The sequence below is a fragment of the Streptomyces sp. NBC_00080 genome (genome assembly GCF_045041255.1).
GTDB lineage: Bacteria > Actinomycetota > Actinomycetes > Streptomycetales > Streptomycetaceae > Streptomyces > Streptomyces coriariae.
In genome coordinates this window covers 1691605-1708407 of record NZ_CP108235.1, presented here as the reverse complement: position 1 = coordinate 1708407, position 16803 = coordinate 1691605, and the positions used below count along the sequence as shown (strand labels likewise).

The following is a 16803-nucleotide window of genomic DNA, read 5'->3' as shown; positions in this document are numbered from 1 at the left end:
ATGCCGGCCTCGTCAAGGCTGCGCATCCCGAAGACGAAAGTTTCCTACCTGTGAGTGAGACAACGCATGACGTCGGAGTCGCGGTGACTGCGCCTCCGTCGCCCGACGAGGGCCTCACGGCGGCACAGCTGGCCGCCAAGTACGGGCTGGCCGTGAGCGGCGCCCGGCCTGCGCTGCGGGAGTACGTCCGGCAGCTCTGGGGGCGCCGGCACTTCATCATGGCGTTCTCCCGGGCGAAACTGGCCTCCCAGTACAGCCAGGCCAAACTCGGCCAGCTGTGGCAGGTGGCCACGCCGCTGCTGAACGCGGCCGTGTACTTCATGATCTTCGGCCTGCTCCTCAACGCCGGCCGGGGCATGTCGAAGGAGGTGTACATCCCCTTCCTCGTCACGGGCGTCTTCGTGTTCACCTTCACGCAGAGCTCGGTGATGACCGGCGTCCGGGCGATCTCGGGCAACCTCGGCCTGGTCCGCGCCCTGCACTTCCCGCGCGCCTCACTGCCGATCTCGTTCGCCCTGCAGCAGCTTCAGCAGTTGCTGTACTCGATGCTGGTGCTGTTCCTGGTCGTGATCGGCTTCGGCAGCTACCCGGACGCCTCCTGGACGCTGATCGTCCCGGTGCTCGCCCTCCAGTTCTGCTTCAACTCCGGTCTGGCGCTGATCTTCGCCCGGGCCGGTGCGAAGACCCCGGACCTGGCGCAGCTGATGCCGTTCGTGATGCGGACGTGGATGTACGCGTCCGGCGTGATGTTCTCCATCCCCGTCTTCCTCGCGGACAAGCCGCAGTGGGTGGCCAACATCCTGCAGTGGAACCCGGCCGCCATCTACATGGACCTGATGCGCTTCGCGCTCATCGAGGAGTACGGCGCCGAGAACCTTCCCGCGCACGTCTGGGCGGTCGCGGGCGGCTGGGCCCTCCTCGTCGCCGTCGGCGGCTTCGTGTACTTCTGGCAGGCGGAGGAGAGGTACGGCCGTGGTTGAGCCGCTCGCGGGACAACGGATCCCGACCGTCATCGCCGACGAGGTCCACATCGTCTACCGCGTCAACGGCGCCAAGTCCGGCAAGGGCAGCGCCACCGCGGCGCTCAGCCGCATCGTCAAGCGCGGCCGCCGCGAGGGCGAGGAACGCGGGGTGCGCAAGGTGCACGCCGTGCGCGGTGTCTCCTTCGTCGCCCACCGCGGCGAGGCCGTCGGCCTGATCGGCTCCAACGGCTCCGGCAAGTCCACGCTGCTGCGCGCCATCGCCGGTCTGCTGCCGCCGGAGAGCGGCAAGGTCTACACCGACGGCCAGCCCTCGCTGCTCGGCGTCAACGCGGCCTTGATGAACGACCTCACCGGCGAGCGCAACGTCACCCTCGGCGGGCTCGCCATGGGTATGTCCCGCGAGCAGATCAAGGAGCGCTACCAGGAGATCGTCGACTTCTCCGGCATCAACGAGAAGGGCGACTTCATCACCCTGCCGATGCGCACCTACTCCTCCGGCATGCAGGCCCGGCTGCGCTTCTCCATCGCCGCCGCCAAGGACCACGACGTCCTGATGATCGACGAGGCCCTGGCCACCGGCGACGCGAAGTTCCGGGGGCGCTCCGAGGAGCGCATCCGGGAGCTGCGCGAGCACGCCGGCACGGTGTTCCTGGTGAGCCACAGCAACAAGTCGATCAGGGACACCTGTGACCGCGTGCTGTGGCTGGAACGCGGCGAACTACGGCTGGACGGCCCGACCGAAGAGGTCATGAGGGAATACGAGAAGTTCTCGGGCAAGTAGCGCGATTCGGCCAGGGCCCCGCCGGAACTGTCCGGTGGGGCCCTGCGTCTGCAAAGGAAACGTCAACTCCGGGTCAGCCTAGGAATCTTGACGCCAATCGGTGTGTTGTTGTGATGTCCCGGACACCCCCGCGAACCGCGCCGCGTTGTACAACGTAAGCTGGACCGGCCCCCGAATCGCGCCAAGTGGGGCGAAATCGCGCAGTGCCCGCCGTCGGAGGCGCTGCGCGGGCGGCTCGGCGGCGTGTCCGAAATAGTGTGTATTAGGTCGGCAGTGTAGAACGGGAGATGTGACGGCGATGGCTACGGAAACTCCCCAGGTCGACGCGAGCCGTGCCGTCCCCGCCCCAGGCGGTCGAGGATGACGGCGCCCGCCGCGTCACGCACCGGCGCCCCGGAGCGCGACACGCTCGACAAGGCCGCGGACGAGAACTTCCCGGTGGCCCCCTTCTTCCTGCCCAGGGCCTGGCGCGACGACCTGATGGCCGTGTACGGCTTCGCCCGGCTCGTCGACGACATCGGCGACGGTGACCTCGCCCCCGGCGGCGCGGACGCCCGGCTGCTCGGCGTGTCGGCCACCGCGGCCGAGGACCGCCTCGCCCTGCTGGACGCCTTCGAGGCCGATCTGCATCGTGTCTTCGACGGATCCGACGGCTCGCCCCGGCACCCCCTGCTGCGGCGTCTCCAGCCGACGGTCCGCCGTCGCTCGCTCGGCCGCGAGCCCTTTCTCGGCCTGATCGCCGCCAACCGGCAGGACCAGCTCGTCACGCGCTACGAGACCTACGACGACCTCCTCGCCTACTGCGAGCTGTCGGCCAATCCCGTGGGCCGGCTGGTCCTCGCCGTCACCGGCGCCGCCACCCCCGAACGGATCCGCCGCTCCGACGCGATCTGCACCGCGCTGCAGATCGTCGAGCATCTCCAGGACGTGTCCGAGGACCTCGGCCGCGACCGTGTCTATCTGCCCGCCGCGGACATGAAGCGCTTTCACGTCAAGGAATCGGATCTGGCCACGAACACCGCGGGCGCGTCGGTGCGCGCACTGGTCGCGTACGAAGCGGAACGCGCCCGCGAACTGCTGAATGAAGGCGCCCCCCTGGTGGGTAGCGTTCACGGCAGGCTGAGGCTGTTGCTCGCGGGTTTCGTGGCAGGGGGAAGCGCGGCGATCAAGGCGATCGCCGCCGCCGGGTACGACGTACTTCCCGGCCCGCCCAGGCCCGGCAGGCTCCGGCTGCTGCGCGAGGTGGGCGTGACCCTGCGAGGAGAGGGGTGATCCGGGCCGTGGAGCCGTCACCGCACGTGTCCGCCCCGGTACTCGCCGCCTACGGCTACTGCGAGACCGTCACCGGACAGCAGGCCCGTAACTTCGCGTACGGCATCCGGCTGCTGCCCACGCCCAAGCGCCGCGCGATGTCGGCGCTGTACGCCTTCTCGCGGCGTGTCGACGACATCGGCGACGGCGCACTGGACCGCGAGGTCAAGACCGCCAGGCTCGAGGAGACCCGGGCGGTGCTCGCCCGGGTCCGCGCGGGCGAGGTCGAGGAGGACGACACCGACCCCGTCGCGGTCGCCCTCGCGCACACGGCCCGGGCCTTCCCCATCCCGCTGCGCGGCCTGGACGAGCTGATCGACGGCGTCCTGATGGACGTGCGCGGCGAGACCTACGAGACCTGGGACGACCTGAAGGCGTACTGCCGCTGTGTGGCGGGCGCCATCGGGCGGCTCTCGCTCGGCGTGTTCGGCACCGAACCGGGGGCGCGCGGCGCCGAGCGCGCGCCGGAGTACGCCGACACGCTCGGGCTCGCGCTCCAGCTCACGAACATCCTCCGAGACGTCCGCGAGGACGCCGAGGGCGGCCGTACCTATCTGCCCGCCGACGACCTCGCGAAGTTCGGCTGCTCGGCCGGGTTCGACGGGCCGAAGCCGCCGGAGGGATCCGACTTCCCGGGACTGGTGCACTTCGAGGTGCGGCGGGCCCGCGCCCTCTTCGCCGAGGGCTACCGGCTGCTTCCCCTGCTGGACCGGCGCAGCGGCGCCTGTGTCGCCGCCATGGCGGGCATCTACCGCCGTCTCCTCGACCGCATCGAGCGCGACCCCGAGGCCGTGCTGCGCGGCCGGGTCTCGCTGCCCGGCCGGGAGAAGGCCTTCGTGGCCGTGCGCGGGCTGTCGGGCCTGGATACCCGGCATGTGTCGCGGCGGACCGTCAGGAGGCACCCCTGATGGACCCGACCGGTGACAAAGTGGGCCAAGGTGATTCCACCGGCGAAAAGCGGCACGCAACCCTCCGGTGCGGCGCGGCGTCCCTGACTGCGACGGCCAGCGGTGCAGAGTTCGAACACCATGGCCGGTCCGCACGGGAGGGTGCAGGATGAACGACGAGCAACTCGCGGACGCCTCGGAAGCGTCCGGCCCTTCGGGGCGCACCGCCGTCGTCGTCGGGGGAGGGCTCGCCGGGGTGACCGCCGCGCTCGCGCTCGCCGACGCGGGCGTACGCGTCACCCTGCTCGAAGGCCGGCCCCGGCTCGGCGGCCTGGCCTTCTCCTTCCGGCGCGGCGAACTGACCGTGGACAACGGTCAGCACGTGTACCTGCGTTGCTGCACCGCCTACCGCTGGTTCCTCGAGCGCATCGAGGGCAGCGCGCTGGCGCCCTTGCAGGATCGTCTCGACGTGCCCGTCGTCGATGTGGCCAGACCCGAGGGACGGCGGCTCGGCAGGCTGCGGCGCGACGCGCTGCCCGTGCCCCTGCATCTGGGGCGCAGCCTCGCCACGTATCCGCATCTCTCGCTCGCCGAACGCGCCAGGGTGGGCCGTGCCGCGCTCGCGCTCAAGGGGCTCGACCTCGCCGATCCGCGGCTGGACGCACAGGACTTCGGCAGCTGGCTGACCGCGCACGGCCAGTCGGCACGCGCCGTCGAGGCCCTCTGGGACCTGGTCGGGGTCGCCACCCTCAACGCGGTCGCGGGCGACTCCTCGCTGGGGCTCGCCGCGATGGTGTTCAAGACCGGCCTGCTGTCCGACCCGGGCGCCGCCGACATCGGCTGGGCCCATGTCCCGCTGGGTGAACTGCACGACCGGCTCGCCCGCAAGGCGCTCGACTCCGCGGGCGTGCGTACCGAGGTCCGTACACGCGTCACCTCCCTCTCTCCTGACGAGAACGGGACGTGGAGCGTTCAGGTTCCCGGCGAGACGCTCCGCGCGGACACGGTCGTCCTCGCCGTACCGCAGCGCGAGGCGTACGACCTGCTCCCCGACGGGGCGCTCGACGACGCCGAGCGGCTGCTGGAGATCGGCACCGCGCCCATCCTCAACGTGCACGTCGTCTACGACCGCAAGGTGCTCGACAAGCCCTTCTTCGCGGCGCTCGGCACGCCCGTGCAGTGGGTCTTCGACCGCACCGCCGCCTCCGGGCTGCGCGAGGGCCAGTACCTCGCCCTGTCCCAGTCCGCGGCGCAGGACGAGATCGACGAACCCGTGGCCGCGCTGCGCGAGCGCTACCTGCCCGAGCTGGAACGGCTGCTGCCGGGCACGCGCGGCGCCGCGGTGCGGGACTTCTTCGTGACCCGGGAGCGCACGGCGACGTTCGCCCCCACCCCCGGCGTCGGGCGCCTTCGGCCCGGCGCCCGCACCAGAGCCCCCGGCCTGTACCTGGCCGGAGCGTGGACCGCCACAGGGTGGCCCGCGACCATGGAGAGTGCGGTCCGCAGCGGTGTGAGCGCGGCGGACGCCGCGCTGAGCGCCCTGGGCCGGCCCCGCCCCCGCCGCCTCTTCGAGTTCGAGGAGGCGGCCTGATGCTCGATCAGCACGGCTCGGCACACCCCCGCACCCTCTCCAGCACCGCAACAAGAGGAGAAAACGTGCCCACTGTGCCCCCGGCCACGCCGGCCGCTCGGAGGACCGCGGTGGACGTGACCGCGCTTCTGGAGCGCGGCCGCACCCTGGCCACACCGGTGCTGCGGGCGGCCGTCGACCGTCTGGCACCGCCCATGGACACGGTCGCCGCCTACCACTTCGGCTGGATCGACGCCCACGGCAACCCGACGGACGGCGACGGCGGCAAGGCCGTGCGTCCCGCCCTCGCCGTGCTCTCCGCCGAGGTCACCGGGGCCGCTCCCGAGGTCGGCGTCCCCGGCGCGGTCGCCGTCGAACTGGTCCACAACTTCTCGCTCCTGCACGACGACCTGATGGACGGCGACGAGCAGCGCAGGCACCGGGACACCGTCTGGAAGGTGCACGGCCCCGCCCAGGCCATCCTGGTCGGCGACGCCCTGTTCGCCCTCGCGGGCGAGATCCTCCTCGAACTCGGCACGGCCGAGGCGGCCAGGGCCACCCACCGCCTGACCGTCGCCACCCGTGCCCTCATCGACGGCCAGGCCCAGGACATCTCCTACGAGCACCGCGACCGGGTCAGCGTCGAGGAGTGCCTGGAGATGGAGGGCAACAAGACCGGTGCCCTGCTGGCCTGTGCCAGTTCCATCGGCGCCGTGCTCGGCGGGGCGGACCAGCACACCGCCGAGGCCCTGGAGAAGTACGGCTACCACCTCGGCCTGGCCTTCCAGGCCGTGGACGACCTGCTCGGCATCTGGGGCGACCCGGAGGCCACCGGCAAGCAGACCTGGAGCGATCTGCGCCAGCGCAAGAAGTCCCTGCCGGTGGTCGCCGCGCTCGCGGCGGGCGGTTCCGCCTCCGAGCGGCTCGGGGAGATCCTCGCCGCCGACGCCAAGAGCAGCGACTTCGAGACCTTCTCCGAGGGGGAGTTCGCGGCCCGCGCCGCCCTGATCGAGGAGGCGGGCGGCCGCGACTGGACCGCCGGGGAGGCGCGCCGCCAGCACGCCGTCGCCCTGGACGCCCTGAACGCCGTGGACATGTCCGAGCAGGTGCGGGACCGCTTCACGGCGCTCGCCGACTTCGTCGTCGTACGAAAGAGATGATCCCTATCGGTCGAATAGCCCTCGCGTAGTCGCCGGCCGGTGTGCGAGGAGAGAGCACCGGCCGACGGCGGACCCACAGCAGACGCAAAGCCATGCACACTGCACGAAGGGGAAGCCATGACAGCGACGACCGACGGAAGCACCGGGGCCCTGCCGCCCCGCGCTGCCGCGGCCAGCGAAACCGACATCACCATCCCCGTGGCGGCCGGGGTACAAGAAGCCGCCACCCGCGCGATGCAACGCGCCACCGACTTCCTGCTCGCCGGGCAGGACGCCGAGGGCTGGTGGAAGGGCGACCTCGAGACGAACGTCACGATGGACGCCGAGGACCTGCTGCTCCGTCAGTTCCTGGGCATCCGCGACGAGGCCACGACCCGGGCCGCCGCGCTCTTCGTCCGGGGCGAGCAGCGCGAGGACGGCACGTGGGCCACCTTCTACGGCGGTCCGCCCGACCTCTCCGCCACCGTCGAGGCGTACGTCGCCCTGCGGCTGGCGGGCGACGCCCCCGAGGCGCCCCACATGCGCCGGGCCTCCGGGTGGATCCGCGAGCAGGGGGGCATCGCCTCCGCCCGGGTCTTCACCCGGATCTGGCTGGCCCTGTTCGGCTGGTGGAGGTGGGAGGACCTGCCCGAACTCCCGCCCGAGCTCTTGTTCTTCCCCAAATGGTTCCCGCTGAGCATCTACAACTTCGGCTGCTGGGCACGGCAGACGATCGTGCCGCTCACCGTGGTGTCGGCGAAGCGCCCGGTGCGTCCGGCGCCTTTCCCGCTCGACGAGTTGCACGCCGATCCCGCACATCCCAACCCGGCCAAGCCCCTCGCCCCGATGGCCAGCTGGGACGGGCTCTTCCAACGGCTCGACAAGGTGGTGCGCGGCTACCGCTCGGTCGCGGTGCGCAGGCTGCGCGGCGCGGCCCTGAACGCCGCCGCCCGCTGGATCATCGAACGGCAGGAGAACGACGGCGCCTGGGGCGGCATCCAGCCGCCGGCCGTGTACTCGGTGATCGCCCTGCACCTGCTCGGCTACGACCTCCAGCACCCGGTGATGCGGGCGGGACTCGAGTCGCTGGACCGGTACGCCGTGTGGCGCGAGGACGGCGCACGGATGATCGAGGCCTGTCAGTCGCCGGTGTGGGACACCTGTCTGGCGACCATCGCGCTCGCCGACGCGGGACTGCCCGCCGACCATCCCCAACTGGTCAAGGCCGCCGACTGGATGCTCGGCGAACAGGTCGTCCGACCGGGCGACTGGTCGGTGAGCAGGCCCCAACTGCCGCCGGGCGGCTGGGCGTTCGAGTTCCACAATGACAACTACCCCGACATCGACGACACCGCCGAGGTCGTCCTCGCGCTGCGCCGGGTCAAGCACCACGACCCGGAGCGGATGGACCGGGCCGTCGCGCGCGGGGTGCGCTGGAACCTCGGGATGCAGTCGAAGAACGGGGGCTGGGGAGCCTTCGACGTCGACAACACCAGCCCGTTCCCCAACCGGATGCCCTTCTGTGACTTCGGCGAGGTCATCGACCCGCCGTCCGCCGACGTCACCGCGCACGTGGTCGAGATGCTGGCGGTCGAGGGGCTCTCGCACGACCCGCGCACCCGGCGCGGTATCGAGTGGCTGCTGGCCGAACAGGAGCCGGACGGCTCGTGGTTCGGGCGCTGGGGCGTCAACTACGTCTACGGCACGGGGTCGGTGGTGCCGGCCCTCACCGCGGCGGGCCTGCCCGCGCAGCACCCCGCGATCCGACGGGCCGTCGCCTGGCTGGAGCGGGTGCAGAACGACGACGGCGGCTGGGGCGAGGACCTGCGCTCCTACCAGGACGCCACCCGCTGGAGCGCCCGCGGCGCCTCGACGGCCTCCCAGACCGCCTGGGCGCTGATGGCGCTGCTGGCGGCCGGGGAGAGGGACTCCAAGGCCGTCGAGCGGGGCGTCGGCTGGCTGGCGCAGACCCAGCGGGAGGACGGCTCCTGGGACGAGCCCTACTTCACCGGCACCGGCTTCCCCTGGGACTTCTCGATCAACTACCACCTCTACCGGCAGGTCTTCCCGCTGACCGCGCTCGGCCGGTACGTCCACGGAGAGCCGTTCAGCAAGCAGTCCGCCACCCACGCGGCTTCCACCGAGGCCAAGGGGGGCTGATGAGCACACAGCCCGTCCCGTCGCCGCTGCTGATCGCCTGCGCCCTCGGCATCGAGCACCTCGCCCTGCGCATGGGCGACCGCGGCGGAGCCGACGGGCCGGTCACCGTCCTGCGGACGGGCATGGGACCGAAGGCGGCGGAGCGCTCCGTCACCCGCGTCCTGTCCGACCCGGTGTTCGCCGGGGCGGCCGTGCTGGCCACGGGGTTCTGCGCCGGCCTCGCCCCCGGTATGCACCCCGGCGACCTGGTCGTCGCCGAGGAGACCCGCGACCCGCGCGGCAGCGTTCCCTGCGTCGGCACCGAGCTGCTCGTCAAGGAACTCGCCCGCACCCTGCCCGGGTGCACCGTCCACACCGGCCCCCTCACCGGCTCCGACCACGTCGTTCGCGGTCACGAGCGGGCCGACCTGCTCGCTACCGGCGCCATCGCCCTGGACATGGAGTCGGCGGCCACGCTGCTGAGCGCCGTGCGCGCGGAGCCGCGCCCGGTTGCGGCCGTCCGGGTGGTCGTGGACGCTCCTGAACATGAACTCGTCCGGATCGGCACGGTACGCGGTGGAATATCAGCCTTCCGCGTCCTTCGCTCGGTCCTGCCTGCTTTTTTCGAATGGCACCGTAATGTTCTGCTCCCCCGGAGGTGAGCCACATGGCCATGCCACTGCGCCAGTCCATCAAGGTCGCTACATACCTGGTCGAACAGAAGCTCCGCAAGCGGGAGAAGTTTCCGCTCATCGTCGAGCTGGAACCGCTCTTCGCCTGCAATCTCAAGTGCGAGGGCTGCGGCAAGATCCAGCACCCGGCGGGAGTGCTCAAGCAGCGCATGCCGGTCGCCCAGGCCGTGGGCGCGGTGCTGGAGTCCGGTGCGCCGATGGTGTCCATCGCGGGCGGTGAGCCCTTGATGCATCCTCAGATCGACGAGATCGTGCGGCAGTTGGTGGCCAAGAGGAAGTACGTCTTCCTCTGCACCAACGCCATGCTGCTGCGCAAGAAGCTGGAAAAGTTCACGCCCTCTCCCTACTTCGCCTTCGCCGTGCACATCGACGGGCTGCGGGAGCGGCACGACGAGTCGGTGGCCAAGGAGGGTGTGTTCGACGAGGCCGTGGCGGCCATGAAGGAGGCCAAGCAACGCGGCTTCCGGGTGACCACCAACTCGACCTTCTTCAACACCGACACCCCGCAGACCATCATCGAGGTGCTCAACTACCTCAACGACGACCTCAAGGTCGACGAGATGATGATCTCGCCCGCCTACGCCTACGAGAAGGCTCCCGACCAGGAGCACTTCCTGGGCGTGGAGCAGACCCGCGAGCTGTTCAAGAAGGCCTTCTCGGGAGGCAACCGGCGCCGCTGGCGGCTCAACCACTCGCCGCTGTTCCTCGACTTCCTCGAGGGCAAGGCCGACTTCCCGTGCACGGCCTGGGCGATTCCCAACTACTCGCTGTTCGGCTGGCAGCGGCCCTGCTACCTGATGAGCGACGGGTATGTGCCGACGTACCGCGAGCTGATCGAGGAGACGGACTGGGACAAGTACGGCCGCGGCAAGGACCCGCGCTGCGCCAACTGCATGGCGCACTGCGGCTACGAGCCGACCGCCGTCCTGGCCACCATGGGCTCGCTGAAGGAGTCCCTGCGCGCCCTGCGCGAGACCGTCAACGGAAACCGGGAGTGACCTCATGACCGCCGTCTCCCTGGGCGTCCCCGGGATGCCGGTCCGGCCGGTGGCGTCGCGACGCGAGTCGCGGCGGATCCAGGTCGGACCGGTGGCGGTCGGGGGCGGGGCCCCGGTGTCGGTGCAGTCGATGACGACGACGCGTACGTCGGACATCGGCGCCACCTTGCAGCAGATCGCGGAACTCACCGCGTCCGGCTGCCAGATCGTCCGCGTGGCCTGCCCCACGCAGGACGACGCGGACGCCCTCGCGACCATCGCCCGCAAGTCGCAGATCCCGGTGATCGCGGACATCCACTTCCAGCCGAAGTACGTGTTCGCCGCGATCGAGGCGGGCTGCGCCGCGGTCCGGGTGAACCCCGGCAACATCAAGCAGTTCGACGACAAGGTCAAGGAGATCGCGCGCGCCGCGGCGGACCACGCCACCCCGATCCGGATCGGGGTGAACGCCGGTTCGCTGGACCGGCGGCTGCTGCTGAAGTACGGCAAGGCGACTCCCGAGGCCCTCGTCGAGTCCGCCCTCTGGGAGGCGTCGCTCTTCGAGGAGCACGGCTTCCGCGACATCAAGATCTCGGTCAAGCACAACGACCCGGTCGTGATGATCGAGGCGTACCGGCAGCTCGCCGCGCAGAGCGACTACCCGCTGCACCTCGGCGTCACCGAGGCCGGCCCCGCCTTCCAGGGCACGATCAAGTCGGCGGTGGCGTTCGGCGCGCTGCTCTCGCAGGGCATCGGCGACACGATCCGGGTGTCGCTGAGCGCCCCGCCGGCCGAGGAGGTGAAGGTCGGCATCCAGATCCTGGAGTCCCTGAACCTCAAGCAGCGGCGGCTGGAGATCGTCTCCTGTCCGTCCTGCGGGCGGGCCCAGGTCGATGTCTACAAGCTGGCCGACGAGGTCACGGCGGGCCTCACCGGCATGGAGGTCCCGTTGCGGGTCGCCGTCATGGGGTGCGTCGTGAACGGGCCCGGCGAGGCGCGGGAGGCGGACCTGGGGGTCGCCTCCGGCAACGGCAAGGGCCAGATCTTCGTGAAGGGCGAGGTCGTCAAGACCGTCCCCGAGTCGAAGATCGTGGAGACCCTCATCGAGGAGGCGATGAAGATCGCCGAGCAGATGGAACAGGACGGCGTCGCGGCGGGGGAGCCGGCCGTCACCGTGAGTTGAACAGCACGGACCGAAGGGGGCCCGACGTGACGATCCTGGAGAACATCCGGCAACCACGCGACCTGAAGGCGCTGTCCGAGGCGGAACTCGGTGAACTGTCCGAAGAGATCAGGGAGTTCCTGGTGCACGCGGTCGCCAGGACCGGCGGACACCTGGGGCCCAACCTGGGTGTGGTCGAACTGACCGTCGCGCTCCACCGGGTCTTCGAGTCGCCGGTCGACCGCGTCCTGTGGGACACCGGACACCAGAGCTACGTGCACAAGCTTCTGACCGGGCGTCAGGACTTCTCCAAACTGCGCGGCAAGGGCGGCCTGTCCGGCTACCCCTGCCGTGAGGAGTCCGAGCACGACGTCATCGAGAACAGCCATGCCTCCACCGCCCTAGGCTGGGCCGACGGCCTCGCCAAGGCCCGCCAGGTGCAGGGTGAGAAGGGCCATGTGGTCGCGGTCATCGGCGACGGTGCGCTCACCGGCGGCATGGCCTGGGAGGCGCTGAACAACATCGCGGCCGCCAAGGACCGGCCGCTGATCATCGTCGTCAACGACAACGAGCGCTCGTACGCGCCGACCATCGGCGGACTCGCCAACCACCTGGCCACCCTGCGCACGACCGACGGCTACGAGAAGGTGCTGGCCTGGGGGAAGGACGTACTGCTGCGCACCCCGGTGGTCGGCCACACGGTCTACGAGTCGCTGCACGGCGCGAAGAAGGGATTCAAGGACGCCTTCGCGCCGCAGGGCATGTTCGAGGACCTCGGCCTGAAGTACGTCGGCCCCATCGACGGGCACGACATCAAGGCCGTCGAGTCCGCGCTGCGGCGGGCCAAGCGCTTCCACGGGCCCGTGCTGGTGCACTGCCTGACCGAGAAGGGCCGCGGGTACGAGCCCGCCCTCGCGCACGAGGAGGACCACTTCCACACCGTGGGTGCGATGGACCCCCTCACGTGCGTGCCGCTCGCGCCCGCCGGCGGCCCGTCCTGGACGTCCGTCTTCGGCGAGGAGATCGTGCGGATCGGCGAGGAACGCGACGACGTGGTGGCGATCACCGCGGCGATGCTGCATCCGGTGGGGCTCGGCGGGTTCGCCGAGCGCTTCCCGGACCGCGTCTGGGACGTCGGCATAGCCGAACAGCACGCGACCGTGAGCGCGGCCGGGCTGGCGACCGGCGGCCTGCACCCCGTCGTCGCCGTCTACGCCACCTTCCTCAACCGGGCCTTCGACCAGCTGCTGATGGACGTGGCCCTGCACCGCTGCGGGGTCACGTTCGTGCTGGACCGGGCCGGCGTCACCGGCGTGGACGGTGCCTCCCACAACGGCATGTGGGACATGTCCGTGCTCCAGGTCGTCCCGGGGCTGCGCATCGCGGCCCCCCGCGACGCCGAGCAGTTGCGCGCGCAGCTGCGGGAGGCGGTGGCGGTGGACGACGCGCCGACCCTGGTCCGCTTCCCGAAGGAGTCGGTCGGACCGGAGGTGCCGGCCGTCGGCCGGGTGGGCGGCATGGACGTGCTGCACCGCGGCGACCGCGCGGAGGTGCTGCTGGTGGCCGTCGGCGTGATGGCGCCGGTGTGTCTCCAGGCCGCCGAGCTGCTGGCGGCCAGAGGCGTCGGCTGCACGGTCGTCGACCCCCGTTGGGTGAAGCCCGTCGACCCGGCCCTGCCCGGCCTCGCCGCCGCGCACCGGCTGGTGGCCGTCGTCGAGGACAACAGCCGTGCCGCCGGGGTCGGATCGGCGGTGGCGCTGGCCCTGGGCGACGCCGACGTCGATGTGCCGGTACGGCGGTTCGGCATCCCCGAGCAGTTCCTCGCGCACGCCAAGCGCGGCGAGGTGCTCGCCGACATCGGCCTCACCCCCGTCGAGGTGGCCGGCCGGATCAGCGCGAGCCTGGCCGCCCGGGACGTCCGGTCCCTCGACGCTGCGGTGACCGGCCCAGTCAAGGAGAAAGCGGAATGACCACGGAGTTCGACCTCGGCGCCCTCCTGGCCGAGCGCGGAGCCGAGCGCTACGAGCTGCACGGCAGATACCTCAACCACCAACTGCCGCGCATGCTGCACACCATCGGCTTCGACAAGGTCTACGAGCGCGGTGAGGGCGCGTACTTCTGGGACGCGGACGGCAACGACTACCTGGACATGCTCGCCGGGTTCGGGGTGATGGGGCTGGGCCGCCACCACCCCGTCGTCCGCAAGGCGCTGCACGACGTCCTCGACGCCCGGCTCGCCGACCTGACCCGCTTCGACTGCCAGCCGCTGCCCGGGCTGCTGGCCGAGAAGCTGCTCGCCCACAGCCCGCATCTGGACCGGGTGTTCTTCGGCAACAGCGGCACCGAGGCGGTGGAGACGGCGCTGAAGTTCGCCCGGTACGCCACCGGCAGGCCGAGGGTCCTGTACTGCGATCACGCCTTCCACGGGCTCACCACGGGCTCGCTGTCGGTGAACGGCGAGTCCGGTTTCCGGGACGGGTTCGCGCCCCTGCTGGCCGACACGGCGCTCCCGCTCGGCGATCTCGACGCTCTGGCCGGTGAGCTGGGCAAGGGAGACGTCGCCGCCCTCATCGTCGAGCCTATCCAGGGCAAGGGGGTGCACGAGGCGCCGCCCGGCTATCTGCGTGCCGCGCAGGAGCTGCTGCACCGGCACAAGGCGCTGCTGATCGCGGACGAGGTGCAGACGGGTCTCGGCCGGACCGGCGACTTCTACGCCTACCAGCACGAGGACGGCGTCGAGCCGGACCTGGTATGCGTGGCCAAGGCGCTGTCCGGGGGCTATGTGCCGGTCGGTGCCACGCTCGGCAAGGACTGGATCTTCAAGAAGGTCTACTCGTCGATGGACCGGGTGCTCGTGCACTCGGCGAGCTTCGGGTCCAACGCGCAGGCCATGGCGGCCGGGCTCGCGGTGCTGTCCGTGCTGGAGAACGAGCAGATCGTGGCCAATGCGCGGGCCACCGGCGACCTGCTCAGGTCCCGGCTGGCGGCACTCGTCGACAAGTACGAGCTGCTGGCCGACGTCCGCGGCCGGGGTCTGATGATCGGCATCGAGTTCGGAAAGCCCAGGTCTCTGAAGCTGCGCAGCCGGTGGGCCATGCTGCAGGCGGCCCGCAAGGGACTCTTCGCGCAGATGGTGGTGGTACCGCTGCTGCAACGGCACCGGATCCTCACCCAGGTCTCCGGTGACCATCTGGAGGTGATCAAGCTCATCCCGCCGTTGATCGTCGGCGAGCGGGAGGTGGACCGGTTCGTCGACGCCTTCACCGCCGTGATGGACGACGCGCACGGTGGCGGCGGGCTGATGTGGGACTTCGGCAGGACGCTGGTGAAGCAGGCGGTGGCCAACCGCTGAGCCTCCCGGGAGCACGGCGACCGTGAGGACCGCCTGGGGCTGGGGGCTTTTGCCTCTGAGGCAACAAATTTGCCGCAGAGGCAATTACGGCGTGCAATGGACTCATGAGCTCGCCCGAGTCCGAGGACCCGGCGGAACACGCCGGGGCTCTTCCCGCCGTCGCCCCCCGGCTGCGCGCCCTGCGCCGCCGGGCCGCCCTCACCCTGGAGGCCGCGGCCCGCGCCGCCGGCCTGTCGGCCGCCCATCTCTCCCGCCTGGAGACCGGGCAGCGCCAGCCCTCGCTGCCGATGCTGCTCGCGCTCGCCCGTATCTACGGTACGACGGTCTCGGAACTGCTCGGTGAGACGTCCGCCGACCGGGACGCCGTCGTCCGTGCCGCCGCCATGGAGCCGACCCGCGCGGGCGGCTGGACGTACTGGCAGGCGGGCGCCTCCGGGCGCGGGATGCAGGCCCTGCGTGTCCACGTGCCCTACGGCTCCCAGGGAGACGTCGTGCGCGTTCACCCCGGGGAGGAGTGGCTGCACGTCCTGCGCGGGCGGCTTCGGCTGCGCCTCGGGGACACCACCGAACTGCTCGGGCCCGGTGACAGCGCGCACTTCGACTCGCTGACCCCGCACCGCATCGCGGCCCAGGACGACGACGGGGTCGAACTGCTCTTCGTCCACACCCTGTTGCAGAGCCCCACGGCCACGCTGTGCCTGGGCCCGACCCCTTCGGACATCGGAGAGACACCATGAAGGACATCGAGGAGAAGTTCCCCCGCACCCTCTGGATCCGGCTGATCATCTACATCGCGGTGGGGCACGCCTTCGCGGCGTTCCTCTGGCTGCTGTTCGAGGTGGGCGCCAACCAGTAGAGCCCCGGAAGCCGGTGCGGCCCCCGCGGCACGGAGCCGGACGCGGTGCCGGACGGGTGTCGGTCGCCGCGCCGGACGCGGTGTCAGTCGAGCAGCCGGTCCCGCAGCCGCTCACGGGTCTCGGGGGAGAGTCCGAGACCCTCCTCCAGATAGGCGTCGACGCCGCCCCAGGTCTCCTCGATGGTCTCCTCGGCCGCCGCGAGGTACTCCGCGCGCGCGTCGAAGAGGGGGCTGAGCAGCTCCATGACCTCGGGGGAGTAGGCCGCAGCGGAGGTGGCGCTGCGGCGGACCCGGTAGCGGCGGTGCTTGGCGTTGGACTCCAGGTAGTCGGCGAGGATGGCCTCGCGCTCCACGCCCAGGGCGAGCAGCGTCACCGCGATGGACAGGCCCGCGCGGTCCTTGCCCGCCGCGCAGTGCATCAGGGCCGGGACGCTGTCCTCGGCGAGCGAGTGCAGCACCCGCGCGTGCTCGGCCGTCCGCTCCTTGATGATCGAGCGGTAGGAGGCGATCATCCGGCCGGCGGCCTTGCCGTCACCGAGGATCCCGCGCAGCTGGTCGATCTCGCCGTCGCGGACCATCTTCCAGAACTCGGAGCCGTCCGCCGGGTCCGACAGGGGCAGGTTCACATTGCGCACGCCCGGGAGCTCGACGTCCGGGCCCTCCAGCTTCTGGTCCGCGGCATTGCGGAAGTCGAAGATCGTGTGCAGGCCCAGGCCGGAGAGGAACGCGGCGTCCTCGTCGGTCGCGTGCGCGAGATGGCCGCTGCGGAACAGCACGCCGTGCCGCACCCGTCGGCCGTCGGCGGTCGGCAGACCGCCCACATCCCGGAAGTTGCGGACACCGGCCAGTTCGGGCTCGGTCGACGGGATCTGCTGCGTCACGGGGCCTGCCTCCCTGTCGGTCGCGTCGGCGCGGCTCGTGTGGCCGACGGGACACCTCCACGACGATACGACA

The 16803-nt window shown here is 71.1% G+C and carries 16 protein-coding genes; 15 read left to right on the top strand and 1 reads right to left on the bottom strand.

Features of this window, described 5'->3' with window-relative positions; all coding sequences use genetic code 11:
- Positions 1-50 precede the first annotated feature (50 nt).
- From OHU34_RS07630 to OHU34_RS07560, 15 genes are all read left to right on the top strand, one after another.
- On the top strand, positions 51-980 hold the full coding sequence (locus OHU34_RS07630; RefSeq protein WP_142267105.1) for an ABC transporter permease: 930 nt from the start codon (positions 51-53) through the stop codon (positions 978-980).
- The gene (locus tag OHU34_RS07625; RefSeq protein ID WP_020129465.1) at positions 973-1764 is read left to right on the top strand and encodes an ABC transporter ATP-binding protein; all 792 of its coding nucleotides are present in this window, start codon (positions 973-975) and stop codon (positions 1762-1764) included. Before OHU34_RS07630 ends, OHU34_RS07625 begins: the two co-directional genes overlap by 8 nt.
- Positions 1765-2124: 360 nt before the next feature.
- A complete protein-coding gene (hpnC, locus tag OHU34_RS07620; protein ID WP_405765487.1) occupies positions 2125-3036 on the top strand; it encodes a squalene synthase HpnC in 912 nt (303 codons plus the stop codon).
- Positions 3033-3983: a presqualene diphosphate synthase HpnD gene (gene hpnD / locus OHU34_RS07615; RefSeq protein WP_200839863.1), complete on the top strand. Its 951-nt coding sequence runs from the start codon at positions 3033-3035 to the stop codon at positions 3981-3983. Before hpnC ends, hpnD begins: the two co-directional genes overlap by 4 nt.
- Entirely contained in the window at positions 3983-4135 is a 153-nt protein-coding gene (locus OHU34_RS07610) for a DUF6380 family protein (RefSeq protein WP_372481679.1), read from the top strand. Before hpnD ends, OHU34_RS07610 begins: the two co-directional genes overlap by 1 nt.
- Positions 4132-5553, top strand: a complete 1422-nt coding sequence (gene hpnE, locus OHU34_RS07605; RefSeq protein ID WP_142267107.1) for a hydroxysqualene dehydroxylase HpnE — start codon at positions 4132-4134, stop codon at positions 5551-5553. The genes OHU34_RS07610 and hpnE overlap by 4 nt, the downstream gene beginning before the upstream one ends.
- Positions 5554-5663: 110 nt before the next feature.
- Positions 5664-6692, top strand: coding sequence for a polyprenyl synthetase family protein (locus OHU34_RS07600; protein WP_020129469.1), 1029 nt, complete (start codon positions 5664-5666; stop codon positions 6690-6692).
- A 117-nt stretch (positions 6693-6809) separates the two neighbouring features.
- Positions 6810-8831: a squalene--hopene cyclase gene (gene shc / locus OHU34_RS07595; protein ID WP_142267108.1), complete on the top strand. Its 2022-nt coding sequence runs from the start codon at positions 6810-6812 to the stop codon at positions 8829-8831.
- Positions 8831-9472 (top strand): 1-hydroxy-2-methyl-2-butenyl 4-diphosphate reductase, encoded by a 642-nt coding sequence (locus tag OHU34_RS07590; protein ID WP_405765483.1) that lies wholly within the window; start codon positions 8831-8833, stop codon positions 9470-9472. Before shc ends, OHU34_RS07590 begins: the two co-directional genes overlap by 1 nt.
- A 5-nt stretch (positions 9473-9477) precedes the next feature.
- Complete coding sequence (gene hpnH / locus OHU34_RS07585) at positions 9478-10500, top strand: adenosyl-hopene transferase HpnH (protein ID WP_142267110.1); 1023 nt, start codon at positions 9478-9480, stop codon at positions 10498-10500.
- Positions 10501-10504: 4 nt separating this feature from the next.
- Positions 10505-11662: a flavodoxin-dependent (E)-4-hydroxy-3-methylbut-2-enyl-diphosphate synthase gene (gene ispG / locus OHU34_RS07580; RefSeq protein WP_142267111.1), complete on the top strand. Its 1158-nt coding sequence runs from the start codon at positions 10505-10507 to the stop codon at positions 11660-11662.
- Between the two features lie 26 nt (positions 11663-11688).
- A complete protein-coding gene (gene dxs / locus OHU34_RS07575; protein WP_405765479.1) occupies positions 11689-13611 on the top strand; it encodes a 1-deoxy-D-xylulose-5-phosphate synthase in 1923 nt (640 codons plus the stop codon).
- Positions 13608-14993 carry an aspartate aminotransferase family protein gene (locus tag OHU34_RS07570; RefSeq protein WP_142267113.1) on the top strand — a complete coding sequence of 462 codons (1386 nt, stop codon included), beginning with the start codon at positions 13608-13610 and terminating at the stop codon, positions 14991-14993. The genes dxs and OHU34_RS07570 overlap by 4 nt, the downstream gene beginning before the upstream one ends.
- Before the next feature lie 104 nt (positions 14994-15097).
- The gene (locus OHU34_RS07565) at positions 15098-15730 is read left to right on the top strand and encodes a helix-turn-helix domain-containing protein (RefSeq protein ID WP_142267114.1); all 633 of its coding nucleotides are present in this window, start codon (positions 15098-15100) and stop codon (positions 15728-15730) included.
- On the top strand, positions 15727-15849 hold the full coding sequence (locus OHU34_RS07560) for a DUF6126 family protein (RefSeq protein ID WP_142267115.1): 123 nt from the start codon (positions 15727-15729) through the stop codon (positions 15847-15849). Before OHU34_RS07565 ends, OHU34_RS07560 begins: the two co-directional genes overlap by 4 nt.
- Before the next feature lie 83 nt (positions 15850-15932).
- Here the strand turns inward: OHU34_RS07560 and OHU34_RS07555 are convergent, their stop codons facing one another.
- On the bottom strand, positions 15933-16730 hold the full coding sequence (locus tag OHU34_RS07555) for a tyrosine-protein phosphatase (protein WP_142267116.1): 798 nt from the start codon (positions 16728-16730) through the stop codon (positions 15933-15935).
- Positions 16731-16803 lie beyond the last annotated feature (73 nt).

Coding starts and splice junctions, on each gene's coding strand:
- hpnC (WP_405765487.1), top strand. CDS start 2,125: ATGACGGCGCCCGCCGCGTCACGCACCGGCGCCCCGGAGCGCGACACG.
- OHU34_RS07610 (WP_372481679.1), top strand. CDS start 3,983: ATGGACCCGACCGGTGACAAAGTGGGCCAAGGTGATTCCACCGGCGAA.
- hpnE (WP_142267107.1), top strand. CDS start 4,132: ATGAACGACGAGCAACTCGCGGACGCCTCGGAAGCGTCCGGCCCTTCG.
- shc (WP_142267108.1), top strand. CDS start 6,810: ATGACAGCGACGACCGACGGAAGCACCGGGGCCCTGCCGCCCCGCGCT.
- OHU34_RS07590 (WP_405765483.1), top strand. CDS start 8,831: ATGAGCACACAGCCCGTCCCGTCGCCGCTGCTGATCGCCTGCGCCCTC.
- hpnH (WP_142267110.1), top strand. CDS start 9,478: ATGGCCATGCCACTGCGCCAGTCCATCAAGGTCGCTACATACCTGGTC.
- ispG (WP_142267111.1), top strand. CDS start 10,505: ATGACCGCCGTCTCCCTGGGCGTCCCCGGGATGCCGGTCCGGCCGGTG.
- OHU34_RS07570 (WP_142267113.1), top strand. CDS start 13,608: ATGACCACGGAGTTCGACCTCGGCGCCCTCCTGGCCGAGCGCGGAGCC.
- OHU34_RS07565 (WP_142267114.1), top strand. CDS start 15,098: ATGAGCTCGCCCGAGTCCGAGGACCCGGCGGAACACGCCGGGGCTCTT.
- OHU34_RS07560 (WP_142267115.1), top strand. CDS start 15,727: ATGAAGGACATCGAGGAGAAGTTCCCCCGCACCCTCTGGATCCGGCTG.